Genomic DNA, 23,120 nt, shown 5'->3' on the forward strand with positions numbered 1-23,120 from the left:
AGCGGCGGCATTTGATAAAATCATTGCGATGAATCGTAAACCCGAAGGGACACTGCGGCGCGGCTGGACGACCGGGGCATGCGCCACGGCGGCGGCGAAGGCCGCCTACATGGCGTTGCTGACCGGGCGTTTTCCCGATCCCGTGACAATCCGGCTGCCGCGCGGGCAGATGCCGGTGTTTCCACTGGCGCGGGAATCCGTTGATGGCGATAGCGCGACAGCAGGGATCGTCAAGGACGCGGGCGACGATCCCGATGTTACCCATGGCGCGATGGTCGTCGTCACCGTCCGCGCGGGTGCGCCGGGGGCCGGGGTGACGTTTCATGCCGGCGAAGGCGTCGGCACCGTGACCCGTCCCGGCCTGCCGATCCCGCCTGGCGAGCCCGCCATCAACCCGGCGCCGCGAAAGATGATTCGCGAGGCGCTTGCCGAAATCGCGGCGGCGCACGGCGTGTCGGGCGATGTGGCGGTCACCGTCTCGATCCCCGGCGGCGAGAAGATCGCCGAACGGACGTGGAACCCGCGGCTCGGAATCGTTGGCGGCCTGTCCGTTCTGGGCACGACGGGGATCGTGATTCCCTATTCCTGCAGCGCGTGGATTCATTCGATCCGGCAGGGGATCGACGTGGCCCGGGCCACTGGCATTTCCCATATTGCCGGCGCGACGGGAAAAACTTCCGAGGCCGCGGTGCGCCGGTATCACGGACTCGACATGGAATCGGTGGTCGATATGGGCGATTTTGCGGGCGGCATGCTGAAATACCTGAACGGGCATCCCCTGCCGCGCGTGACGATCGCTGGCGGGTTCGCGAAACTGACCAAACTGGCCCAGGGCAATCTGGACCTGCACTCGGCGCGCAGCCAGGTGGATCTGGAGCGGCTGGCGGCCATGGCGGGAACCCTGGGCGCGACTCCGGAAATTCAGCAGTCGATACGCGGCGCGAATACAGCGGCGCAGGCGCTGGAATTAGCGCCGTCGCTGCCCGACGCCGTGGCGCGCGCGGCACAAGAAGAAGCCATGCGCGTCCTGTCCGGCAATATCGCGGTGGATATCCTGGTGGTCGACCGGCAGGGCAGGGCAATCGGCCATGCGGGACCGTAACCCGCATCTTCTCATCCTGGCAGGGACCGCACATGCGGCGCGACTGGCAGATGCGGTCTGGGCCCGGTTCGGAAAATCCCTGGCAGTGACGGTATCGCTGGCGGGGCGAACCGATTCGCCGGAAACGCTTGCCGGCGCGATGCGGATCGGCGGGTTTGGTGGCGCGGACGGGCTTGCCGCCTGGCTGCGGGCCGCGCGGGTCGATATGGTCGTGGACGCGACACATCCCTATGCGACGCGGATTTCATCGAATGCCCGAATGGCCTGCGATATCGCAAAGGTTCCCCGGCTGGTGTTTTCACGCCCCCCCTGGGCAGCGGCGGCCGGCGACCGGTGGCGCGAGGTTCCGGATTTCGGCTGCGCGGCCGCGATGCTGCCGCGAATCGGGTCCAGGATATTCCTCAGCATCGGGTCGCAGAAACTGGACGCGTTTGCCGGGTTGCGGAGCGTTCATCTGGTGGTTCGCATGATCGATGCCCCAAAAGCCGATTTGCCGCTCGCCGACTATTCGGTCATTCTGGACCGGGGCCCGTTCTGCGAGGCGGCGGAAATCGATCTTCTCCGCCGCGAACGGGTCGATGCGGTGGTGAGCCGGAACAGTGGCGGGACGGCTACCTTTGCGAAGATCGCCGCGGCGCGGCGCCTGCGGCTGCCGGTTGTCATGATCGCGCCGCCGCCGGCTGAACGCGGATTGAACGTCGAGACGATTGAAGGAGCATTGCAATGGGTCGCGCAGACAATGGTAGGGAGAGAAACCTGATGCGGATCGCCTGCGCCGCAATCGTTGCGATGGCTGCCTTGTGGGCGGCGCCGTCCGCCGCACAGATGGACCTGACCACGACCAATCCGATGATCGACGGCGCCGCCGTCGGCAATGTCGACGTCGTCGAATACTGGATCAAACGCGGCATGAATGCCGACCTTCGGGATCAATCAGGTCGGACAGCGCTGATTTTCGGCGCCTTTGTCGGATCGCCGGAAATTGTCAGACTTCTCCTGGATGCCGGCGCAACCGTGGACCGGCAGGACAATGGCGGCAATTCCGCGCTGGGCTGGGCGGCGCAACAGGGCGCGTATGAAGTGGTCCGGATACTGGTTGAGGCGAATGCAAAGGTGAACCTCCAAAACGGTCAGGGAATCACGCCGTTGATGCAGGCGACGGCCGGAGGCTACTACGATGTCGTACAGTATCTGCTGGAGAACGGGGCGGATATGAACCTGCAGGATTACACGGGCCGAAACGCGCTGGAGCTCGCGCGCAACGGGCGAAACCGCGATGTCCTGAAGCTGCTGGAGCAGGCCGACAGTCGGCGCTGAAAGCCGTTCCTATTTGCGCGGCCGCAGCACGTGGTGATGGTCTTGCGCGTACAGGCGGCTGTCTGAAAAATCTTCTGACGCCAGAACCCTGCCGACCAGAATCAGCGCGGTGCGCGTGATGCGGGCAGCTTTGACCGTGTCGCGGATGTCGGCCAGCGTGCCCCGCAGCATCAATTCATCCGGCCAGGTCACCCGGTACGCGACGACCACCGGACAATCCGCGCCGTAATGGGGCGTCAGCGCCCGGACCACATGGGCCATGTTGTTGACCGACAGGTGGATGGCCAGCGTCGCCCTGCTCCGGGCCAGTGTTTCCAGCTCCTCGCCCGGCGGCATGGCGGAAGCCCGCGTCGCCGTCCGGGTCAGCACGACGGTCTGCGCCACGCCGGGCAGGGTCAGTTCCGCCTTCAGCGCGGCGGCGGCGGCGGAATAGCTCGATACGCCGGGCACGACGTCATAGGGAATACCCAGCGCGTCCAGTCGCCGCATCTGTTCGCCGGTCGCCCCGTATAGGGCCGGGTCGCCGGAATGCACCCGCGCCACGTCCAGGCCCTGCGCATGGGCCGCCGCGATTTCGGCGATGATTTCATTCAGGTTCAGAGGCGCGGTATCCAGAACGCGCGCCCCTGCCGGCGCCTGCGCGACGATTTCCGCCGGGACCAGCGAGCCCGCATAAAGAACGACTGGCGATGTGCGGATCAGGTTCTGGCCCCGCACGGTTATCAGATCGGCGGCGCCCGGTCCCGCGCCGATAAAATGGACGGTCATATCTTTCCCCTGTAGCCCCGTGGCGTGTACATCCGCATGCCATCGCCGGTGTCCAGCATGCGGGATTCGCTGTTGCCGATGATGAGGATCGTCAGCATGTCAATTGATTCGATATCCAGGTCGGACAGCGGCACGACGGCCACCGTCTCATCCGGGCGACCCAGGTTTCGGGCGACGGTTACCGGCGTGGAGGGTGGGCGCGCGGCGGCGAAAATATCGCGCGCCCGGACCAGCAGGTCGCGGCGGCTGTTGCTTTGCGGGTTGTAAAGCGCGGTGACGAAATCGCCGGCGGCGGCGGCTTCGAGCCGCGCGATGATGGCCCCTCGCGGCGTCAGGAGATCGGATAGCGAGACGGCGCAGAAATCATGCCCCAGCGGCGCGCCGGCCCGCGCGGCGGCGGCCTGCATCGCGGAAATACCGGGCGCAACGCAAATGGCTATCCGGCGCCAGGCGGGGTCGTCGGTGGCATCCAGCATTTCGTAAACGAGGGTCGCCAGCGCATAGATGCCGGCATCGCCGGAACAGACCAGCGCGACCCGCTGGCCTTCCGCCGCCTGCGACAGCGCCTCGCGGACCCTGGCGGTTTCCGCACCCAGCCCGTAGTCGCGCCGCTTCGCCACCGGCACCAGCGCGCCAAGCAGATCGATATAAAGCCCGTATCCGACAACGATATCCGCCTGCGCGATGAGCGCTGTCGCTTCCGGCGACCGCCAGGCGTCGCTGCCGGGGCCGATGCCCACGACCGAAAGGGCGCCGCGCGGCCGGCCCGCCGGTTCCCCCTCCAATGGCATGGCGGCGCGGGCGATGGCGCAGGTCGCCCGTTTCGATTTGCGTTTGGCGACGACGAGTTCTCCGTCCGGTCCCGCCAGCGCCAGCGCGGCCCCTTCGGCGACGCCATGGCAGCCGGTTTCCTGAAACACGATGTCGGACGGATTCCGCAGCCGGGGCGCTTCCGCTTCCAGTTCGGCGGCAGAGAAATACCGTAACGGGGTATTCAGGGCCGCAGCCGCATGGTGCATCGCGGGCTCGTCCATTTTCAGGTCCAGCGAGCCGATGGCCGCGACCGCGCCCGCGGCGAGCCCCGTTTCGGCGAGGCTGCGCGCAATCAGCGCCGCCAGTTCGGCCGGGTCCGTTCCCCGCTCGCAGCCGACCCCGACGGTCAGGACCGGCGGATGCAGGACAAGCGTATGGTCGTTTTCGCAACCGGCGCGTTCCGTGACGCAAACGCCGAGCGCCGCATCGTCACGCCAGGGCGCCCCGGCAAGCCAGGGGGTTACCCCATCCAGCCGCGCGCCCGCGCCCGACAGCAGCGCCGCCATGACCGGCTTTGCCATTTCCGGGTTGGCGACGCGCCAGCCCGGCGGCGGCTCGTCCAGCGCGAAACCGAAGCGCCGGTCGCCCGCGGTGGTGATGGCGGGTACGCCGCCGGTGATCCCGGCGATCCGCCGCGCCAGGGCGTTGGCGCCATGATGCCCGCCGATCAATGGCACGATGACGCTGCCGTCCTCGTCCAGCGCGACGACGGCGGATTCGCGATGCTTGTTGTCCAGCAGCGGTCCCAGCGCGCGGATCAGGATGCCCGATGCGCAGATACCGATAATGGGTACGCCTTCGCGGAACAGGCTTCGCAGATGCGCCATTGTGTCGGTGAACACCAAATCGGCATTATCCGCCCGTCCGGCGAATCCGTGAATCCGCGCCCCGGGAATCCGCGGCTGCAGCCGTCGGGCCAGCGTCAGACCTTCCGCGTTCAGAACGATCAGGGCTGCGTTCATCGCAGCGCCGTCCCGCGCCGGTGCACCAGGATCATTGAAAAATAGGGCGCCGCCTTGTCGCTGATATCGGACAGCGGGCACGTGGATTCGTTCGGCATGGTGGCGTGCTCGATATAGCGTGCATTGCCGGCGAGGCCGAGCCCGGCCAGGACCCGGCGAACCTTGCCGAGGTGACGCCCGACCTTGATGATGGCGGCGCTGTCCGCGCCGAGGATGGCGGCGGACAGGGCGTCTTCCGGCAGGGGCGCCGGCACGACGCTCAGCATGTCGTTGCGCGACGCCAGCGGCGATCCCGATGCGGCCGCCGCCGCCATCAGCGACGATACGCCCGGCACCACGATAACCGGATGATGGTCCGCGACCCGGTCGTACAGGTACATGAACGAGCCGTAGAAAAACGGGTCGCCCTCACAGAGCGCGACGACGTTCTGACCCGCGCGCAGATGGCTGCCGATTTCGGTCGCCGCCTCGTCATAGACGCCGCGATCGGGAAAACGGGTCACTTCCAGCGGCATGCGGATGGCGATTTCCTTCGGGCTATGCGTGATATGCGGCGCGGCTATTTTCCGGGCCAGGCTTTCGCCTTCCGGCGGCGCGGGCCACGCGATCACCGGGGCGGCCTGCAGCAGGCGCAGCGCCTTCAGCGTGATCAGCTCCGGGTCGCCCGGGCCGACGCCGATGCCGTACAGGGTTCCGCTCATGGTTTCACGGCGCTGAACTGCGTCACCGGCCGCATGGGCTGCCAGCCGCGCAATCCGCCGATCGGCTTCGCTTCCGATACGGCGATCCGGGTCAGCGCGCCGCCCCATTTTTCCTGGCGTGACATTAGCATCGCTTCGCCTTCCAGTGTGACTGCATTGGCGACCAGCCGCCCGCCCCTGGCCAACGCCGCCCAGCAGGCCTCCGCCAGGGACAACGCGCTGACGCCGCCGCCGATAAAGATCGCGTCCGGCTGCGCAAGGTCCGCCAGCGCATCGGGCGCGGTACCGGTAACGATATCCAGCGTCGGCGTGCCCAGCATCGCCGCATTGCGGGCGATCAGGGTGCAGCGCTCCGGGCTGCGTTCGATAGCGGCGGCCCTTCCGCCGGCGCGCATCCATTCGATGGCGATAGACCCGCAGCCGGCGCCGACATCCCACAGGAATTCGCCCGGTTGCGGCGCCAGCGCCGACAGGGTCGCCGCCCGCACGACGCGCTTGGTCAGCTGCCCGTCATGGGCGAAGGCGTCGTCCGGCAGACCGCCAATCCGGCTATGGGTGAGGGCGCGGTCGCCGCCGACGCAGGCCACGGCGACGGTGTTCAGGTCGGCGGCCGGTGTCTCGTCCCAGTCATCGGCCGTGGCGATCCGCGCCGATTCGTTCTGCGCGCCCATGTTTTCCAGCACCGTGATTACGCTTTTCCCGTAGCCCCGGTCCCGCAGGGTCGCGGCGATCTGCGCCGGTGTGCCGCCATCCTCGGACAGGATCAGCAGACGCGCGCCCGGCCGGACGAACAGGTTCAGCGCCGCCAGCGGCCGGCCATGCAGGGTCAGGCAGTCGGTTTCATGCAGCGCCCAGCCAAGCCGCGCGGCGGCAAGCGAGAACGCGCCCGGCGCGGGCAGCACCGTCATTGCGTCGGGCCCAAAGGCGCGCCCCAGGGTCACGCCGATGCCGTAACTCATCGGGTCGCCGGTCGCCAGAACGACGACACGCCGTCCTGCCAGCCGTTTCATCGCTGCAACCGTGTCGCCGATCGGCGATGCCCATCCCTGCCGCTCGGCCGGATGGTCGTCCGGCAGCATTGCCAGATGCCGCGCGCCGCCGATGACGATTTCCGCATTGTCGATCAGGACCCGCGCCGGCGCCGGCAGGTCGCCGATGCCCTCCGCGCCGACGCCGACGATGCTGAGCCAGGGGGTCATGCGCTATCTCCGCAAAGCGCATTGACCGCCGCCGCCGCCATGGCGCTGCCGCCCCGGCGTCCGCGCAGGGCGATGGCGGGGACGCCGAAACTGTCGTCGATCAGGGTGGATTTCGATTCCGCCGCGCCAATGAAGCCGACCGGAAATCCCAGGATCACGGCGGGTCTCGGCCACCCTTCGGCCAGTCCTTCCAGCAGCCGGAACAATGCCGTCGGGGCGTTGCCGATGGCCACGACCGCGCCCGCCAGATGCGGCTGCCACAGGGTGACGGCGGCGGCGGAGCGCGTTGTTCCGGAAGACTTCGCCAGGGGCAGGACCCGGTCGTCGTTCAACAGGCACAGCACGTCATTGTCCCGTGGCAGCCGGTTGCGGGTGACGCCGCGGGCGACCATTTCCGCATCGCACAGGACCGGCGCACCCCTTGCCAGCGCGTCCCTGCCGGCCAGCGCCGCGCCGCGCGTCGCGACGAGGTCGTCCAGGATTTCCGGCATCGCCGTCGCATGGACCAGCCGCAGCGCGACCGACGCCAGGTCATCCGGCAGCGCCGACAGATCGACTTCGCGCCGGATCGCGGCAAAGGATTGCCGATAGATTTCCACCGGGTCGCGGATGTAGTCGTAACGCGGTGTCGTCATGCGCCCAGTATCCAGGCTTCCTCGCGCTCGACGATCCGGCGCTCCGCCGATGTCAGCGTCGGGTCGCCGGCGAACAGCGGTTCCAGCGCGCCGGAATCGTCCAGCGTAGCGAAATGCGCCGCGATGCTGCGCACCTGTCTTGCATCCTTTACCATTTCGTCTTCCGGTTCCGGTGCGACCATCGAGGGGTAAACCTCGGCGAGGATGATCTGCAATCGCGGGTCATGAGTCAGCCCGGTTTCGAACGGCCAGATTCCACTGATCATGGCCAGCCGCGGGTCGGTGCGCAAGGCCAGCACGCGGGGAATGCCGGTCAGGACCTGGCTGCCGACCGAACCCGCGCCGGCCAGCTGCCAGACGGAACTGGCGGTTTTCGCCAGCCGGTCGCAGAGCCGCCATTCGTCCAGGTCGCCGGCCCCGTGCGGCCGCCGTCCGCGCCGCCGCAGGCAGGGGCGGCTTTCCTCGCGGACATTGCCCCAGAAGGGAAACGCCTCGCCGCTGATCCGGGCGTTCAGCCCTTCCGCCACGTCGATGCGGTTATTGGCGTTGCCCGGCGCATCGTCCAGCAAGTCCGCAAGCTCCTGCCACATATACCGCCAGGGTAGCCCCGGCATGCCGAGCCGCTGGGCGGTGCCCGCCGGGTAGCCGAAGGGAAAATCGAATCCGACGAGGACCCGCTGCCCCGCGACCGCCAGCGAATCCAGCGTATCGGCGATCGCGGCGGTGGCGTCCGCGCGCGTTGCCGGATTCTCGTGCCGGGTCAGCCGGGTCTTGCCGTCCTGGCGCTGCAGCAGCGCCCACCAGATCGAATCCTTCCCCTTCGCCGGTTTGGCCGCGGCGCTCCAGTCGACCATGAGATACGCATCGAACAGCGCCATCGTCACTCGACCGGGTCCGAATCCTTTTCCATGCTGCGCGGCCCCATCGGGTGGTCGGCATGGGGGTAGGGATGGTGATGGCTGTGCGAATGCTTGCGGTCGTGGCTATGGCCGTGGCCGTGCGCATGGCTGTGGCCATGATCGTGCTCATCGTGCGAATGGCCGGCATTGATGCCTTCGACGTGATGGTGATGGCTTTCCTGGGCCAGCCCGACCTGATCCTCGAATCCCAGCACCTGTTCGCGGTATTTGCACAACTGGCAATTCATCGTATTCGGTCCGCCGAGAATATCCCGCGCCCGTTCGGCAAAGGTGTCGAGCACCAGCGCGTGATCGTTCAGATATCCGGCCTTGATGAACTGGATATCGGGATGCCGCGCCGCCACCTTGTCGGTGTAATCGTAGATCCGCTTCACCAGGACCCCGGTGAACAGGAAATAGGGAAATACGACGATGCGCTTGAAGCCGAGCCGCGTTGCCTGTTCCAGCCCCGGTTCGACCAGCGGGAAGGTGACGCCGGAATAGGCGGTTTCCGCCCAGCCGAGGCCCAGGCCTTCCCACAGCATGCGGGTGATCTTGGCGACGTTCGAATTGGCGTCCGGGTCCGAGGCGCCGCGGCCGACGACGACCAGCAGGGTTTCTTCCTTCGGAATGTCGCCGCGCGCAGCGTCCAGCGCCTCGCGGATCCGCGACCCTGCGGCGTTGATCATCTTGGGGTCGATGCCAAGCTCCCTTCCATAGAGGATTTCGACATCGTCGTGCTGCGCCTGATAGGTGTTCAGCACCGAGGGAATGTCGTTCTTCGCATGGCCGGCTGCGAACAGCATGCCCGGCACCGCCAGTATCCGCCTGTTGCCGCGCGCGCGCAGCGCATCCAGCCCGGTGCGGATAATCGGCGTGGCGAATTCCAGGAACCCGTAGTCGATATCGTATTCGGGCAGCCGGCCGCGCAGTCCGGCGGCGACCGACCGGAATTCGCGCACCGCGGCCTCGTCGCGGCTGCCGTGGCCGCATACAATCACGCCGGTCTGTTCGGCCATGCAACTTCCCCTTTTACGAAAAATATCCCGAACGCATGTTAACAGTCCAGCTCGTGCGGGTCAGGCCAATTCTCTCTATGATCGCCGGATGATTTCGATGCCCGAAACTGTTGCCCGCGCGGCGGACCCGCTGGTCGTCCTGACATTCGCCCTGATTCTGGACGCGATCGTCGGCGACATGCGCTGGCTGTTCCGTATTCTGCCGCATCCCGTCGTGCTGGCCGGGCGGTTGATCGGCTTCCTGGATGCAAGGCTGAACCGCAGCGGCCGCAGCGCCGCGAACCGCCTGATCCGGGGCATAATCGTCACACTCATTGTCTCCGGGCTGGCGGCGCTGACCGGCTGGGCGCTGGGCGAGGCCGGACGGAATATTCCCTATGGCTGGGGGATCGAGCTGTTCTTCGTCACCGTGCTGATCGCGCAGCGCAGCCTCTACGGCCATGCCCGCGCCGTCGCCATTGCGCTGCGCCGGGACGGGCTGCCGGCGGGCCGCGCCGCCGTCGCCCATATTGTCGGGCGCAAGACCGACCGGCTGGACGAACACGGGGTGGCCCGGGGCGCCATCGAATCGCTGGCCGAGAATTTCGCCGATGGCGTCGTCGCCCCCGCCTTCTGGTACGTGATCCTGGGGCTGCCCGGGCTGTTCGCCTACAAGGCGATCAACACGATGGACAGCATGATCGGGTACAGGTCCGAGCAATACCGCGATTTCGGCATGGCGGCGGCACGGCTGGACGATGTGGTGAACCTGATCCCGGCGCGGCTTGCCGGCCTGCTGTTCGTGCTGGCTGCTATCGTGACGCCCACCGCCAATCCCCTGCGCGCCCTGCGCATCATGTGGCGCGACGCGGGGAGGCATGATTCGCCCAATGCCGGCTGGCCCGAAGCCGCGGTGGCCGGCGCGTTGCGCCTGTCGCTGGGCGGTCCGCGCCAATATCTGGGCGGCGTCGTGAAGGCGGCATGGCTGGGCGACGGCAACCCCCGCGCCACTGTGCGCGATATTGACCGCGCCCTGCTGCTGTATGGCGTTACAGGGGTGCTGCATCTGCTGTTCTATGTCACCCTGGCGTCGATGCGGCTGAACTGATCGCCAGCAGCCGGTCTATATCCACATGCGCCTCCAGATGCGCCGCCAGCCGGTCCAGTATTGTCTCCACCTGCAAATCATACGCCGCCCCGGCGACATGGCCGGTCCGGATCCGCGACAGGAACGCCGTGCGGAAATCATCCGCCGCGAACAACCCGTGCAGGTAACAGCCCATGACCCGCCCGTCTGCTGAAACCGCGCCGTCCGCCCGGCCGCTGAAATCGAGCATGGGGCGGGCAAGTCCCGGCCCGGTCGTGCGGCCCATATGCATCTCGTATCCCCGTACCGTCGCGCCGGTCGCGGTTTCGGCGCCCTGCGCGTCGGTCAGTGTCTTGTCGCCGGCCAGCACCGTCGCCACGTCAAGCAGGCCGAGCCCGTCGCTGACGCCAGCCGGCCCCTCGATCCCGTCCGGATCGGCGACGCTGTTCCCCAGCATCTGGTAGCCGCCGCACAAGCCGACCACGATACCGCCGCGCCGGACATGGGCGTGAATATCGATATCCCAGCCTTCCGCCCGCAGTACCGCGAGGTCCGCGCGCACCGCCTTCGATCCCGACAGCAGCACGATATCCGCGTCGCCGGGGATCGGGTCGCCCGGCTGCACGATAGTCACGGCGACACCCGGCTCCGCGCCCAGCGGGTCCAGGTCGTCGAAATTGGCGATCCGGCCCAGTCGCGGCACGGCAATCCGGATCGCGCCGGACGCCGCCGTCGCCGTCGGGCGATCCAGCGCCATGGCGTCCTCCGCCGGCAGCAGCCGTGCCGCTTCGAACCAGGGAACCACCCCGTAACAGGGCATGGCTGTGCGGTCCCGGATGATGTCCAGCGCCGGGTCGAACAACCGCTGGTCGCCGCGGAACTTGTTGACGATATAACCGCGCAGCAGCCTGCGTTCGGCATCGGTCAGCAATGCATGGGTGCCGACCAGGCTGGCGATCACGCCGCCCCGGTTGATATCGGCGACCAGCACCACCGGCACATTGGCCGCTTCGGCGAAACCCATATTGGCGATATCGCCCGCGCGCAGGTTGACCTCCGCCGGGCTGCCGGCGCCCTCGACCAGCACCAGGTCGGCCTGGCGGCCGAGCCGGTGGAAACTGTCCAGTACACGCGGCAGCAATTGCGGCTTCAGCCGGTAATAGTCCCGCGCGCCGGCGGTGCCGAAGATCCTGCCGCATAAAATGACCTGCGCTTCGGCTTCCGCCTGCGGTTTCAGCAATACCGGATTCATGTCGACACTGGGGGGCACGCCGCAGGCCCGCGCCTGCAACGCCTGGGCCCGGCCGATTTCGCCGCCATCGGCGGTGACGGCGGCGTTGTTGGACATGTTTTGCGGCTTGAAGGGCCGCACCGTCAGCCCGCGCCTAAGGCAGGCGCGGGCCAGCCCGGCAACCAGCAGCGACTTGCCGACATCGGAGCCCGTGCCCTGCAGCATCAATGCGGCGGGCATTCCCGGCCATCCTGTACGGATTATTTGGCGCTGACGTTTCCGATGACCTGACGCAACCGGTCGGCCTGCGGATTGGCGAATTTGCCGTCGAGCAGAATCGCATTCGGTGTCGCCGTCGTATCGTTATAATATTCGTAATTCATGGATGGGCGCCGTTCGATCACCGCGCCTTCGATCGAGCCGCCCAGGAAGGCGCCCTTGCCGATCGAATAGGTGATGATATCCGCGCCGACCGCCGTCGTGGTCGAGCCTTCGATGCCGACGCCGTAGGGGCCGACCGCCGCGCTCAGGTCGCCGCCGATCTTCACCCTGTTTTCAAGGATAGAAGTCAGCCCCTTCGCGGTCATGATGATCAGCATGGTTTCCGACACCTGGCCGCCGGCCTGTAATCCGAAGCTCGCCGCACCCATCGTATAGAAAGCGGGATAGCTCCACTGGTTGCCGCTGCCCTTGGCCATCAGGACCCCGGTGCCGCCCTCGCCGCCGACGATGAAGGCGCCCTTGATCAGGGCCGGAACGATGAAGACGCCGCGGGCTTCGCGCAGGTATTTCCTGACGTGGTCCCTGATGTCTTCGCGGCCGGCCAGTTTTTCGATGGTGATGATCGATTTATCGATCAGTTCCTGTTGCTCCGACAGCGCCCGGGCCGGTGTGCTCGCCGCGAAGGAGGCCGCCATCAGGGCCGCGAAGAAAAATGCTGTAATCCGTGTCATGCTCTGTTTCCCGTTGCCGTTGGGGGTCCATGAAGGCTGCCCCTCAGAATTCGATGCCCGCCTGTGCCTTTACGCCGCTGCGGAACGGATGTTTCACCTGCGTCATTTCCGTCACCAGATCCGCCAAGTCGATCAGGGCGTCCTTGGCGTTGCGTCCGGTGACCACGACGTGAAGGTTTTCCGGCCTCGCCGAAAGCGTTTCCACCACCTCATTTAGGGGTAAATAATCATAGCGCAATACTATATTTAGTTCATCGAGAATTATCATCCGGTATGAAGGGTCAGTCATCAGCGCCTTCGCGTATTCCCAGGCGGCGCGGGCGGCGGCGATATCGCGCTGCCGGTCCTGGGTATCCCAGGTGAAGCCCTCGCCCATTGCCTTGATCGTGCAGCGTTCGGGGAATTTATCCAGCACCTCGCGTTCCCCGGTTGCCCAGGCACCCTTTACGAACTGCACGATGCCGACCTTCATGCCGTTGCCGATGGCCCGCACCGCCAGTCCCATGGCGGCGGTGGACTTCCCCTTGCCCTTGCCGGTATGGACGATCAGCAGTCCCTTCTCAATGGTCTTGCCGGCCAGCATCCGGTCTCTGGCGGCCTTCTTGCTGGCCATCTTTTCCGCATGCCGCGCGTCCGCTTCGGCCTCCGTCATCCCCTCGGTCTTCATCCGCGTTTATCTCCTGTTCCCGGCGCCTATGTATTACGGGCGTTATTCACGGATATCATACACGCGAATTGTGCAAAGGTTATGGCGTGTGTGCAAATCGCGAATATCCGGGAACGGCACGGCTATCGCCGCCACAGGAAGACGCATTGCAGGTCCTTGGGTGTATCTTGGATGATTTGCGCGGGTGTTGAGCGCGATTACAGGGAATTGTTGTAGAATAAATTCCCCGGCAGCGAATTTTTTGCGATTTTTTCCACGGTCTCGATATCGCCAGCCGTCATTTCCTTTTGCCAGCGCATTGCCGCATCCAGCGGATCACGAATTACACTGAAATAACGGGCATCGCGAGGGCCATTTGTGCTCCGTTGCAGGAATTTTTCCGATTGGTTTTTCCAATCCAGGTTGCAAAACGCGAATAGTTCCTTCGACAACTTTATAGGAGATTCACATAAATCTTCATACCGGACCAATTTGAAGCGTTCTGAGTTATCGCTGTTTTCGAGTGCCAATTCGTTGAGCAATGTCCAAACCCAGGCCAGCCTCTCGACAGGAACGGTTTTTGCCAGATACTCGTTGGTGAGTCCGCGGCGCCTGCCCGGGCCGGTCTCGGCCAGGCCACTGATTGCCACATTGGATCCCATGCTGCCCGTTTTTCTGCCTCGCATGACGGAGGAAACGTATCCGCATGGATGACGGATGATAAAAACCACCTTGGATTCTGGGACAGCATGCAAATACAGCCGTATCCTTGCTAAGGAGCCCACTGATTTAATCACGGGGACAACTGAATCTTCGTTACGTCTACTGATAAGATCCGGAACATCGATTTTACCGACCCAACGTGGTTTGGCGGGAAACTGATCAAGCGCATGTAATGCAGCCACGATAAAGTAGCGCGTCAACCAACTCAGTCTGGAGTTATGCGCCTTGGGAAAAACGGGCAATGTGCCGGAAGTGCGCAGCGTCCTGATGCGATGCATCGTCGCTACATATTCGCGAGCAGCAGAGGCACTAGCTTCAATTTCATCTTCCCGCGGCAAGAAGGGAATATCTGTATTGCGAAGTTCAATATCCGGCTCGTGTCGGTAAAGCACATCTGGATGGCTGTCGAATATTTTTGCCAGCCACGTCGTTCCCGACCTGGGGGCGCCGTGAATTAAAATCATATGAAATTAAGCCTATCGAAATCAGCCGTTTCCATTGCATTTGCAGCCAACGCTGCATGCGGAAACGGGTTCCGTTGCGATAGGCAAAAATATTCTTTCTTTGAGAAGCCCGACCGCAACCGATTGAACGCCGCTGATTGCGAACCGTTAATTTCCCTGTGCGGCCATTGCTTCCAGCGCACGCCGGGCGGTGTTCGATTTCGGCTGCCACAATCGGCGGTCCTGCGCCTCGATCAGGCGTTCGGCGATCTCCCGCAGCGCCGCCGGATTGTGGTCGCGGATGAAGCCGCGCACGGTGTCGTCGCCCAGATAGGCCTCGAACACGGCATCGAAATGGTGGTCCTGTACCGCGCCGGTCGTGGCGGCGAAGGCGAACATGTAATCGACCGTCGCCGCCATTTCGAAGGCGCCCTTGTAGCCGTGGCGCATCACGCCGGCGATCCACTTCGGGTTCAGCACCCGGCCCCGCACGGTGCGGGCGATTTCCTCCTCCAGCGTGCGGATGCGCGGGCTTTCCGGGCGCGAATGGTCGTTATGATAAACGGCTGGCCGCTCGCCCCGCAGGCTGTGCACGGTAGCGGTCATCCCGCCTTCGAACTGGTAATAGTCGTCGGAATCCAGCAGGTCGTGCTCGCGGTTGTCCTGGTTGTGGACCACGGCATCGACCCCGCGCAGCCGGTTTTCCAGCATCCCGTGAGCCGCCTCGCCGTCCGATCCCGCGCCATAGGCATAGCCGCCCCAGGCGATATAGGCGCGGGCCAGATCGTCGCGCGATTCCCACCCTTTCTCGTCGATCAGCGCCTGCAGTCCAGCGCCATAGGCGCCCGGTCTGGATCCGAAGATGCGCGCGGCGGCGCGGCGCATCGCGGTGGCGGCGTCGATGCCCTCCGTTTCCAGCGCCGCCGTGTCTTCACGTGTGCGCGCGGCCAGCGGGTTATCGCGCGCGTCTTCGTCCAGCGCCGCCACCGCGCGCACGGCGGAATCGAACAGGTCGATCAGGTTTGGAAAGGCGTCACGGAAGAAACCTGAAATCCGCAGGGTAACGTCGACCCGGGGCCGGTCCAGCACGTTCAGCGGCAACACCTCGAACCCGGTAACCCGGCGCGACGCCGAATCCCATGTCGGGCGCGCGCCGATCAGCGCCAGCGCCTGGGCGATATCGTCGCCGCCGGTGCGCATGTTGGACGTGCCCCAGGCGGACAGCGCCATGGTCTTCGGCCAGTCGCCATGGTCCTGCGCGTGGCGTTCGACCAGCATCTGCGCGGACTTCCATCCCAGCAGCCAGGCCGCCGGCGTCGGCGCGGTGCGGGTGTCGATGGAATAGAAGTTGCGTCCAGTCGGCAATACATCCGGCCTGCCGCGCGTCGGCGCGCCGGACGGGCCGGGCGCAACAAAACGGCCGTCCAGCCCGGCCAGCAGCCCGGCGATTTCGGCATCGCCGCAGGCTTCGACATCGGGACGGATACGGCTTTCGATTTCGTCGAGGACGGGGAGGGAGGCGGTCCAATCGGCAGAGGGAGTCGACGTGCCGCTGACAAGGTTCAGCGCCAGAATTTCGAGGCGCTCCACCGTGTCGCCATTGGTGCGCCAAGGGATTGCACGCGCGACCCCCTCACCCCGACCCTCTCCCCCCAAGGGGGGCGAGGGAGAAAGATTCGATCCATCGCCCAATTCTTCACTCCCTCTCCCTGTGGGGAGAGGGTCGGGGTGAGGGGGAGACACGATCACCGTTGCGAGTTCTCCCGGCCGTGCCTCATACCACGCATCTCCTAACACGCAGTCCAGTGGATCGAATACAAGCCCGAGGTCCTTCGCCAGCGCGCGGATCAGCGAGGCGTCGCCGCCTTTGCCCTTGCCGCGCGGTACCCGGGCCAGCGCGACCAGCAGGTCGTTCAGCCGGTCCCCGTCCGGCGATTCGCCGAAGACATGCAACCCGTCGCGGATCTGCATTTCCTTCAACTCGCACAGGAAATTGTCGAGCTTGCCCAGCGCATCGTCCTCCGATGCGTCCGGCGCGATGCCGCAATCCCTGTCCAGCCCCAGCGACCGGGTCAGTTCCAGGATCTGGCCGCCGAGCACCTTCAGGCGCCGGGGGTCGACTCCGGCGGCTTCGAAATACTCATCGACCAGCGCCTCCAGATCCTTCAGCGGGCCATAGCTTTCGGCGCGGGTCAGCGGCGGCGTCATGTGATCGATCACCACCGCCTGTGCGCGGCGCTTGGCCTGCGTCCCTTCGCCCGGATCGTTGACGATGAACGGGTACAGGTTCGGCAGCGGTCCCAGTGTCGCTTCCGGAAAGCATTCTTCCGACAGCGCCAGCGCCTTGCCCGGCAGCCATTCCAGGTTGCCATGTTTGCCCATATGGACCAGCGCCTGCGCCCGGAACGATTCCCGCAGCCAGGCGTAAAACGCAAAGTAGTTGTGCGGCGGCACCAGCGCCGGGTCGTGATAGCTGGCCACCGGGTCAATATTATATCCGCGCGCCGGCTGCAGGCCGATGGCGACGCCGCCGCAGCGGAAGGCGGGAATCGTGAAGCTGCCGCAATCCAGTTCGCCTTCGCGGTAGAACGGGTCCGATTCCGGCGGACCCCAGCGTTCGGCGACCTGCGCACGCACGGCTTCTGGCAGCCCGCCGAAGAACAGGTGGTAATCGGCGAGCGACAAAGTTTCCTCGATCCTGCGGCCGCGCCAGCCCGCATTGGTCGGCCCCTCGGTCAGCCGCGCGACCAGCGCATCGCCGTCTTCGGGAATGTCCGTCACGCGGTAACCGGCGGAACCCATTGCCCGCAGCACGGTGACGGTGCCGGCCGGTGTGTCCAGGCCGACGCCGTTGCCGATGCGCCCGTCCCGGTTCGGGTAGTTGGCGAGGATCAGCGCGACGCGCCGGTCACCCGGCTTCGTGTTCCGCAGCATTGCCCAGTTGGCGGCGAGCGTCGCCACGAAGGCGCAACGGTCGGCGACTGGTTTGTAGGTGACGATATCGGCTTCGACCGCGTCGTCGCGCTGCGCCGGCGCCTTGAAGGAAACCGCGCGGGTGAGCAGGCGGCCGTCCACTTCCGGCAACGCCACGTTCATCGCGATATCCCGCGCCGACAGTCCGCGCGTGCTGCCGCGCCAGGCTTCTTCCGTCCCGCCGGAAAACACGATCTGCAGGATCGGGCAGTCGGCATCGTCGAAGGGCGTTTCACTGCGCTTCGCCCCAGGGCTGCTCAGGGCGAAACCGGTGCCGTTCAGGATGACGGCGGGGGCGGCTTCGGCAATCAGCCGGCGCATGGTTTCCGCCGCGACCGGGTCCTTCAGACTGGTGGCGTAGACCGGCAGCACGTTCAGTCCCGCCGCATTCAGCGCGGTTATCATGGCGTCGATGGCGGCGGTGTTCGATGCCTGTACCAGCGCGCGGTAGAACACCAGCGCCGCCGCCGGGCGGTCGGGCCGCCAGTCCAGATCGGCGATGGTTTCCGGCGCGCGGTCCGGCGCATACAACCCGGCGCGCAGCAACGGGGCGGGTTCGCGCCATTCGGTGTCATGCCCGCAAAGGCTGGCGGCATAGGCGAGGCATTCGCGGTAATTCGCCGGACCGCCCTGCACGCAGTATTGCCACAGCCGGTGGGCCACATCGCCCGGCAGGGTGGACAGCGAGGTCAATTCGGCGTCCGGCTGGTCGTCGCCGGGCAGGAAGGCCAATGCGATGTTTTCCCTGCGGCAGGTATCGGCGATCTGCTCCACACCGTAGGGCCAGTAGCCACGCCCGCCGAGCAGGCGGACGATCACCAGTTTTGCCTGTCCGACCACGGATTCGACGTAGAGATCGACCGACATGTTGTGGCCGAGCTGCATCAGGTTGGCCAGCCGCAGGGAAATCGCACCGGCTCTGTGCCTGTGCGCGGCAGCGAAGCCGGCAATCTCGCTATCGGCGGCGGTCAGGATGACGACATCGCCCGGCGTCTGTTCCAGGTCGATGGCGGGGCTTCCGTCCTCGATCGTGCCGGGCTGGGTGGCGAGCAGGTGCATCCCGTGTCAGCCCAGCACCGTCTCCCAGATCGCCTTCTTGTCCAGCCCCGCGAAGCCGATGACGACAATATGGCTGCGGCGCTCCTCGCCCGGCGTCCATTCGCGGTCGAAATACCGGTCGAGCCGCGGACCGACCATCTGCACGACTTCGCGACGGGCGATTCCCGGGCGGTCAAGGAAACCCTTCACCCGCAGGATATGGTGCTGCGCCACGGCCTGCCGCAGCCGCTTCTCCAGCGCGTCCGCATCCGCGACGGGCCCGGGTGTGATGATAAAGCTTTCGAAATCGTCATGGTCGTGATCGGATTCGTCGTCGTGACGGGAATGCCGTGTGTCCAGGTCGTCCTCCGCGCCCGCGCCGAGCCCCAGCAGGACAGCAGGGTCGACCCGGGCGTTGGCGGCGCTGATCACCTGGGCGCCTGGCCGGATGCGCGCCGCCATCTGGTGGCGAAGGACGGTGGCGGCGGCCTTCGGGATCAGGTCCGTCTTGTTCATCACCACCATATCGGCGCAGGCCAGCTGGTCCTGAAAGACTTCCTCCAGGGGGTCGTCATGATCCAGCGCCGGGTCGGCCATGCGCGCCGCCAGCAGGGCGGCGGGGTCGGCGGTAAATACGCCTTCGGCCATCGCCGCGGAATCGACAACGGCGATCACGCCGTCGACGGTGACGCGGCTGCGCACTTCCGGCCAGTTGAACGCCTTGACCAGCGGCTTGGGCAGCGCCAGCCCGGACGTCTCGATGATGATGTGATCGGGCGGATTGTCACGGTTCAGGATGATCTCCATGGCGGGCAGGAAATCGTCGGCGACCGTGCAACAGATACAGCCATTGGCAAGTTCGACGATATCGTCCTCCCCGCAATCCTCGATCCCGCAACCCAGGAGGACATCGCGGTCGATGCCGAGGTCGCCGAACTCGTTGATCAGAAAGGCCAGCCGTTTGCCCCTGTTCTGTTCGATCATGTGGCGGATCAGGCTGGTCTTGCCGGCGCCAAGAAAGCCGGTGATGACGGTCGCGGGAATTTTTTCGGTCATGATATTCTAATTGTCCTTTAGCGTGAGGGGCAGCCCGGCGGCCATAAACTGGACGCGGTCGGCGGCGGCGGCAACCGCCTGGTTCAGGTTTCCGGCCATGTCGCGGAAGGCGCGCGCCAGCGGATTCGCGGGCACAACGCCAAGCCCTACCTCGTTGGCGACAATTACCACCGGGCCAGCCAGGCCGGCCAGCGTATCGACCAGATGCCGGGTTTCCCTGTCCGCGTCACGGTCGGCCAGCATCACATTGGTGATCCAGAGGGTCAGGCAGTCGACCAGCACCGGCCGGTTCGGCGCCGCATGTTTTGCGATGGCGAAGGCCAGCGCCAGCGGTTCCTCCACCGTTTGCCAGCGGTCGCCTCGGCGTCGCCGGTGCCGTTTGATCCTGTCGATCATTTCCGCATCGCCCGCATGCGCGGTGGCGATATAGGTCGCACCCGTCCAGGACGTGCCGAAACCGGCTTCGATCAGCGTTTCCGCGTGACGGCTTTTTCCCGACGCCGCGCCGCCCAGGACAAGCGTCACCGGACGCAACGCGGATTCTTCCTTCGTATCGATGGCATCGTCCTCCGCCCGAGGGGGCCAGTTCATATGCGCACCGGAGAGGTCTCCTGGCTGGGGCGGGGTCTTTCCGGAGCGCCTTCCCGGCGGCAGGGCCGCCAGTGGCAATTTGTTCCGGGTCCGCCTGTCACAGTTGCGGGGGCAGCGCCGGGCTTGCACCGGACTTCCCTGTTCTGGCACGCTGGCGCGACGGTACCGCGCCGCATCGCCGGGGGCAAGCGTTACCGGGAGACGCCGATGCCGGGCTGCCCCTTCCGTCCGAGGCGTTTCCGCATGCGCCGGACCCGCATCCGCTCCAGCAGTTTCAGGCTCCACCAGTAGCCTATGACGGCGCTGAGCAATGCCCAGGGGATCGATCCGATAAACATCGGCAGGCCCCATCTTTCGAAGAGCGCGACCGTATAGATCCAGATCGAGTCCAGGAATCCGGCATCGGCGTCCAGCATATTCGTAAGCGTGGCGGTAAATTCGTCATAACCGGAAAAGTTACTGTTTTCGCCCAGCATCAGCCGGCCGGTCACGAGGAAAAGGTAATACATCGGCCCCAGGGTAAAAATATTGGTAACCCAGGTCCAGGCCATGGCGACGATGGCGCTGAAGTCCCATTCCGGCCGGATTATCCGCAGCACGATCCAGATGGCCAGACAGATGGGCATCTGCACGCCGACGGTCGGCGTCATCGCGACCAGCAACCCGATAAAGACACCGCGCGCCGTATAGTGCGGGGAATGTTTGGCGCGCAGCAGCGGCACGAGCAGGCGATACCGCAGCATACGCCGCAAGCTCTGTACAATGGGACGGGACTGCAATGCCCTCACCCTCTGCGTCTCCTTCGTGAAACTAGCATACTGGTAGTCGTTTATATCGGTGCCGACGTGAAAGGGGCAATGACAGTCCGCGCATCGGTTTCAACAATTCGGCATTCGGATTTTGCGACCGTTAATACGCCGGTCTGTTGACGCCGGATACCCGCCAGGCTTCGCCTTCGGCCAGCCCGGTAATGTAGTCGAGCTGTGTGACGCCCAGATGAACGACGCTGAAGGCGAGTGCGCGTTCCGGGCCGAGACCCAGTGCCAGCGACAGTGCCGCGCGGATTGTACCGCCATGGGCTACGGCGATGATGTCACGCCCGGCATGGTCCGCCGACAGGCGGATGATGGCCGGGACAGCGCGGGAAACAAGATCGGCAAAGCTTTCTCCGTTCGGGGCCCGGACAAATGCGGGGGCGCGCCAGGATTGCGGCGGCATGCTGTCGCGCAGGGCGGCGAATGCCTCGTTGCGCATGCCCTGCCAATCGCCGAAATTCTGTTCGCGCAGGTCCGGTTCGCGCAGCGGCGCCGGCACGTCCAGCCCGGCGGCCCGGATGGCGTCGGCGGTCTGGGTGGCGCGCCTCAGATCGCTGGTGACCAGCACGGCATTGGCGGGCAGGATACCCGCCAGCGCCCTGAAGGCATGCGTATCGGTGCAGTCGGCGTCCAGGTCGCGCTGCCCGTAGACAATATCCAGCCCGTCAGGAACCGGCGCGTGACGAACCCACCACCAGCGGGTCACGGTGCTCACCGTTGTGTTTCCTCTGCTATGCAAACTGCGCGGCGGCCGCGACCAGGACGGCGGCTTCCGCCACCTGTTGCGCCGCGCCCAGTGTATCGCCGTTATAGCCGCCGATCTGCCGGCGGGCCAGCACGGCCAGCCCCGTGACGGCCACGCAGGCCAGTATGATTGCCGCAATGCCGGCGCCCGGACCCAGCAGGACCAGCGCGGCAATGGCGCCGATACCCGCCGCAACCCAGGCCGTGCCGTTTGGCGGACGGCCGGCCGCCGCCGCCAGCCCGGTGCTGCTGGCAATGGGCAGCACGTTCATGACCGCCGGCAGCAGTCCGCGCGACAGGGCCGCGGCGGCGATCAGCGCGGCGACGGCGGCATCGGTTTGGTGAATGGCGGCGAGGGCGGCGGCGCGCAGGGCGACGCTGAAAACAAGCGCCAGCACACCGAAGGCGCCGCTGCGGCTGTCGCGCATGATTTCCAGTTTGCGCTCAGGTGTCGTACCGCCGCCAAACCCGTCTGCGGTATCGGCCAGCCCGTCTTCGTGCAGCGCGCCGGTAACGATCGCGGTTGCCGCGAGCGCGATCAGCGCCGCGACGGCGCCGGGCGCGCCGATCCCCAGGGACAGCCCGAAAGCCAGCCCGCCGCACACCCCGACCAGAAGGCCGGCGACGGGAAAGGCCCAACTGGCAGCCGCCAGCCCGCCTTCCGCGCCGGCGATCGGCAGCCGTGTCAGGAACGCGATGGCGATGCGCAGGTCGCGTATCAGGTACTGCGATGACGGCGGCTGTTTTGAGTTCGTGTCGGTCATTGTTCCTGTTGTGAAAATCTGCATTGTGTCGGTGTCCTATAGCACTTTCACAGGTTTGAACGGAACCGCAACAGGTTCCGTTCAAACCTGTGAAGGCGCTATCTCGATAAGTTGAATCAGTTCGTGATTGTTGCCGGAACTGCCAGAAAGGTTTGCGCTGTGCTTCGGATCCGCTCCGCCGTTGAAACCGATATTCCGGCGCTGACGCGTCTTTTGGGCCAGCTGTTCGGTCAGGAAGCGGAGTTCCGCCCGGACGATGCGGCGCAGCGCGCCGGCTTGTTGCTGATCCTTGCCGATCCATCGGCCGGCACAATTCTGGTGGCGGACGATAACGGCCGCCTGACCGGCATGGCGACGCTGCTGTTCACGGTCAGCACGGTACTGGGCGGGCGCGTCGCGCTGCTTGACGATCTGGTTGTGGATCATGCCATGCGCGGCCGGGGCACCGGGGCGGCCCTGATGCGGGGCGTGATGGATACCTGCCGCCGGGCGCGGGTCGGTCGTATTTCCCTGAACAGCGACCGGGACAATAGCGCCGCGCACCGCTTTTACGAACGGTTCGGCTTCAAGCGGTCAACCATGATTCCCTTCCGGCTGCATCTGTAGCGTCGATCAGGTCCTTCAGCTTTTTTCCGTCGGATGCGCCGGTTGATACGCCTCTT

General features: G+C 65.7%; 22 protein-coding genes and 1 riboswitch. Of the genes, 5 read left to right on the forward strand and 17 right to left on the reverse strand.

The window, feature by feature from the left end; genetic code table 11:
- Positions 1-28 precede the first annotated feature (28 nt).
- The 3 genes from WD767_04320 to WD767_04330 are packed head-to-tail and all read left to right on the forward strand — an operon-like array spanning position 29 to position 2,419.
- Positions 29-1,102 carry a cobalt-precorrin-5B (C(1))-methyltransferase gene (locus WD767_04320; GenBank protein MEX2615301.1) on the forward strand — a complete coding sequence of 358 codons (1,074 nt, stop codon included), beginning with the start codon at positions 29-31 and terminating at the stop codon, positions 1,100-1,102.
- A complete protein-coding gene (locus WD767_04325) occupies positions 1,089-1,862 on the forward strand; it encodes a cobalt-precorrin-6A reductase (GenBank protein MEX2615302.1) in 774 nt (257 codons plus the stop codon). The genes WD767_04320 and WD767_04325 overlap by 14 nt, the downstream gene beginning before the upstream one ends.
- A complete protein-coding gene (locus tag WD767_04330) occupies positions 1,862-2,419 on the forward strand; it encodes an ankyrin repeat domain-containing protein (GenBank protein MEX2615303.1) in 558 nt (185 codons plus the stop codon). The genes WD767_04325 and WD767_04330 overlap by 1 nt, the downstream gene beginning before the upstream one ends.
- Before the next feature lie 9 nt (positions 2,420-2,428).
- Here the strand turns inward: WD767_04330 and cobM are convergent, their stop codons facing one another.
- Genes cobM through WD767_04365 form a run of 7 tightly spaced genes read right to left on the reverse strand, consistent with a single transcriptional unit; the run spans position 2,429 to position 9,415 of the window.
- Positions 2,429-3,187: a precorrin-4 C(11)-methyltransferase gene (cobM, locus tag WD767_04335; GenBank protein MEX2615304.1), complete on the reverse strand. Its 759-nt coding sequence runs from the start codon at positions 3,185-3,187 to the stop codon at positions 2,429-2,431.
- Entirely contained in the window at positions 3,184-4,962 is a 1,779-nt protein-coding gene (gene cobJ / locus WD767_04340; GenBank protein MEX2615305.1) for a precorrin-3B C(17)-methyltransferase, read from the reverse strand. The genes cobM and cobJ overlap by 4 nt, the downstream gene beginning before the upstream one ends.
- A complete protein-coding gene (gene cobI, locus WD767_04345) occupies positions 4,959-5,663 on the reverse strand; it encodes a precorrin-2 C(20)-methyltransferase (GenBank protein ID MEX2615306.1) in 705 nt (234 codons plus the stop codon). The genes cobJ and cobI overlap by 4 nt, the downstream gene beginning before the upstream one ends.
- On the reverse strand, positions 5,660-6,862 hold the full coding sequence (gene cbiE, locus WD767_04350; protein ID MEX2615307.1) for a precorrin-6y C5,15-methyltransferase (decarboxylating) subunit CbiE: 1,203 nt from the start codon (positions 6,860-6,862) through the stop codon (positions 5,660-5,662). The genes cobI and cbiE overlap by 4 nt, the downstream gene beginning before the upstream one ends.
- Positions 6,859-7,497, reverse strand: coding sequence for a precorrin-8X methylmutase (locus WD767_04355; protein MEX2615308.1), 639 nt, complete (start codon positions 7,495-7,497; stop codon positions 6,859-6,861). Before WD767_04355 ends, cbiE begins: the two co-directional genes overlap by 4 nt.
- Complete coding sequence (locus tag WD767_04360; protein MEX2615309.1) at positions 7,494-8,381, reverse strand: cobalamin biosynthesis protein CbiG; 888 nt, start codon at positions 8,379-8,381, stop codon at positions 7,494-7,496. The genes WD767_04355 and WD767_04360 overlap by 4 nt, the downstream gene beginning before the upstream one ends.
- Complete coding sequence (locus WD767_04365; protein MEX2615310.1) at positions 8,378-9,415, reverse strand: sirohydrochlorin chelatase; 1,038 nt, start codon at positions 9,413-9,415, stop codon at positions 8,378-8,380. The genes WD767_04360 and WD767_04365 overlap by 4 nt, the downstream gene beginning before the upstream one ends.
- 97 nt (positions 9,416-9,512) lie before the next feature.
- On the opposite strand from WD767_04365, the gene cbiB reads away from it, so the two are divergent.
- On the forward strand, positions 9,513-10,502 hold the full coding sequence (cbiB, locus tag WD767_04370) for an adenosylcobinamide-phosphate synthase CbiB (protein ID MEX2615311.1): 990 nt from the start codon (positions 9,513-9,515) through the stop codon (positions 10,500-10,502).
- On the opposite strand, the gene WD767_04375 is transcribed toward cbiB, so the two are convergent.
- The 10 genes from WD767_04375 to cobS all read right to left on the reverse strand — a co-directional run bounded on the left by WD767_04375 (position 10,474) and on the right by cobS (position 22,458).
- Positions 10,474-11,952, reverse strand: a complete 1,479-nt coding sequence (locus WD767_04375; protein MEX2615312.1) for a cobyric acid synthase — start codon at positions 11,950-11,952, stop codon at positions 10,474-10,476. The genes cbiB and WD767_04375 overlap by 29 nt on opposite strands.
- Before the next feature lie 20 nt (positions 11,953-11,972).
- Complete coding sequence (locus WD767_04380; protein ID MEX2615313.1) at positions 11,973-12,665, reverse strand: lipid-binding SYLF domain-containing protein; 693 nt, start codon at positions 12,663-12,665, stop codon at positions 11,973-11,975.
- A gap of 43 nt (positions 12,666-12,708) precedes the next feature.
- Positions 12,709-13,332, reverse strand: a complete 624-nt coding sequence (gene cobO / locus WD767_04385) for a cob(I)yrinic acid a,c-diamide adenosyltransferase (protein ID MEX2615314.1) — start codon at positions 13,330-13,332, stop codon at positions 12,709-12,711.
- Positions 13,333-13,529: 197 nt separating this feature from the next.
- Positions 13,530-14,498, reverse strand: a complete 969-nt coding sequence (locus WD767_04390) for a sulfotransferase (protein ID MEX2615315.1) — start codon at positions 14,496-14,498, stop codon at positions 13,530-13,532.
- Positions 14,499-14,645: 147 nt separating this feature from the next.
- The gene (gene cobN, locus WD767_04395) at positions 14,646-18,509 is read right to left on the reverse strand and encodes a cobaltochelatase subunit CobN (protein MEX2615316.1); all 3,864 of its coding nucleotides are present in this window, start codon (positions 18,507-18,509) and stop codon (positions 14,646-14,648) included.
- A 6-nt stretch (positions 18,510-18,515) separates the two neighbouring features.
- The gene (gene cobW, locus WD767_04400; GenBank protein ID MEX2615317.1) at positions 18,516-19,544 is read right to left on the reverse strand and encodes a cobalamin biosynthesis protein CobW; all 1,029 of its coding nucleotides are present in this window, start codon (positions 19,542-19,544) and stop codon (positions 18,516-18,518) included.
- A gap of 6 nt (positions 19,545-19,550) precedes the next feature.
- The gene (gene cobU, locus WD767_04405) at positions 19,551-20,135 is read right to left on the reverse strand and encodes a bifunctional adenosylcobinamide kinase/adenosylcobinamide-phosphate guanylyltransferase (protein MEX2615318.1); all 585 of its coding nucleotides are present in this window, start codon (positions 20,133-20,135) and stop codon (positions 19,551-19,553) included.
- A gap of 13 nt (positions 20,136-20,148) precedes the next feature.
- Positions 20,149-20,278, reverse strand: a riboswitch (cobalamin riboswitch).
- 48 nt (positions 20,279-20,326) lie between these two features.
- A complete protein-coding gene (locus WD767_04410) occupies positions 20,327-20,878 on the reverse strand; it encodes a DUF2062 domain-containing protein (protein MEX2615319.1) in 552 nt (183 codons plus the stop codon).
- Positions 20,879-21,044: 166 nt separating this feature from the next.
- Positions 21,045-21,665: a histidine phosphatase family protein gene (locus WD767_04415; protein ID MEX2615320.1), complete on the reverse strand. Its 621-nt coding sequence runs from the start codon at positions 21,663-21,665 to the stop codon at positions 21,045-21,047.
- Between the two features lie 16 nt (positions 21,666-21,681).
- Positions 21,682-22,458 (reverse strand): adenosylcobinamide-GDP ribazoletransferase, encoded by a 777-nt coding sequence (gene cobS, locus WD767_04420; GenBank protein MEX2615321.1) that lies wholly within the window; start codon positions 22,456-22,458, stop codon positions 21,682-21,684.
- A 159-nt stretch (positions 22,459-22,617) separates the two neighbouring features.
- On the opposite strand from cobS, the gene WD767_04425 reads away from it, so the two are divergent.
- Positions 22,618-23,064, forward strand: coding sequence for a GNAT family N-acetyltransferase (locus WD767_04425; protein ID MEX2615322.1), 447 nt, complete (start codon positions 22,618-22,620; stop codon positions 23,062-23,064).
- Positions 23,065-23,120 lie beyond the last annotated feature (56 nt).

Source organism: Alphaproteobacteria bacterium (genome assembly GCA_040905865.1).
Classification (GTDB): Bacteria; Pseudomonadota; Alphaproteobacteria; order UBA8366.

What these genes read in the sequence shown, in the direction of transcription:
- cobS (MEX2615321.1), bottom strand. Translation starts at nt 22,458, where the DNA reads ATGACCGACACGAACTCAAAACAGCCGCCGTCATCGCAGTACCTGATA.
- cobU (MEX2615318.1), bottom strand. Translation starts at nt 20,135, where the DNA reads ATGAACTGGCCCCCTCGGGCGGAGGACGATGCCATCGATACGAAGGAA.
- cobI (MEX2615306.1), bottom strand. Translation starts at nt 5,663, where the DNA reads ATGAGCGGAACCCTGTACGGCATCGGCGTCGGCCCGGGCGACCCGGAG.
- WD767_04365 (MEX2615310.1), bottom strand. Translation starts at nt 9,415, where the DNA reads ATGGCCGAACAGACCGGCGTGATTGTATGCGGCCACGGCAGCCGCGAC.
- WD767_04410 (MEX2615319.1), bottom strand. Translation starts at nt 20,878, where the DNA reads ATGCTGCGGTATCGCCTGCTCGTGCCGCTGCTGCGCGCCAAACATTCC.
- WD767_04380 (MEX2615313.1), bottom strand. Translation starts at nt 12,665, where the DNA reads ATGACACGGATTACAGCATTTTTCTTCGCGGCCCTGATGGCGGCCTCC.
- WD767_04330 (MEX2615303.1), top strand. Translation starts at nt 1,862, where the DNA reads ATGCGGATCGCCTGCGCCGCAATCGTTGCGATGGCTGCCTTGTGGGCG.
- cobM (MEX2615304.1), bottom strand. Translation starts at nt 3,187, where the DNA reads ATGACCGTCCATTTTATCGGCGCGGGACCGGGCGCCGCCGATCTGATA.
- cbiE (MEX2615307.1), bottom strand. Translation starts at nt 6,862, where the DNA reads ATGACCCCCTGGCTCAGCATCGTCGGCGTCGGCGCGGAGGGCATCGGC.
- cbiB (MEX2615311.1), top strand. Translation starts at nt 9,513, where the DNA reads ATGCCCGAAACTGTTGCCCGCGCGGCGGACCCGCTGGTCGTCCTGACA.
- WD767_04390 (MEX2615315.1), bottom strand. Translation starts at nt 14,498, where the DNA reads ATGATTTTAATTCACGGCGCCCCCAGGTCGGGAACGACGTGGCTGGCA.
- WD767_04375 (MEX2615312.1), bottom strand. Translation starts at nt 11,952, where the DNA reads ATGCCCGCCGCATTGATGCTGCAGGGCACGGGCTCCGATGTCGGCAAG.
- WD767_04325 (MEX2615302.1), top strand. Translation starts at nt 1,089, where the DNA reads ATGCGGGACCGTAACCCGCATCTTCTCATCCTGGCAGGGACCGCACAT.
- WD767_04355 (MEX2615308.1), bottom strand. Translation starts at nt 7,497, where the DNA reads ATGACGACACCGCGTTACGACTACATCCGCGACCCGGTGGAAATCTAT.
- cobN (MEX2615316.1), bottom strand. Translation starts at nt 18,509, where the DNA reads ATGCACCTGCTCGCCACCCAGCCCGGCACGATCGAGGACGGAAGCCCC.
- cobO (MEX2615314.1), bottom strand. Translation starts at nt 13,332, where the DNA reads ATGAAGACCGAGGGGATGACGGAGGCCGAAGCGGACGCGCGGCATGCG.
- cobW (MEX2615317.1), bottom strand. Translation starts at nt 19,544, where the DNA reads ATGACCGAAAAAATTCCCGCGACCGTCATCACCGGCTTTCTTGGCGCC.
- cobJ (MEX2615305.1), bottom strand. Translation starts at nt 4,962, where the DNA reads ATGAACGCAGCCCTGATCGTTCTGAACGCGGAAGGTCTGACGCTGGCC.
- WD767_04320 (MEX2615301.1), top strand. Translation starts at nt 29, where the DNA reads ATGAATCGTAAACCCGAAGGGACACTGCGGCGCGGCTGGACGACCGGG.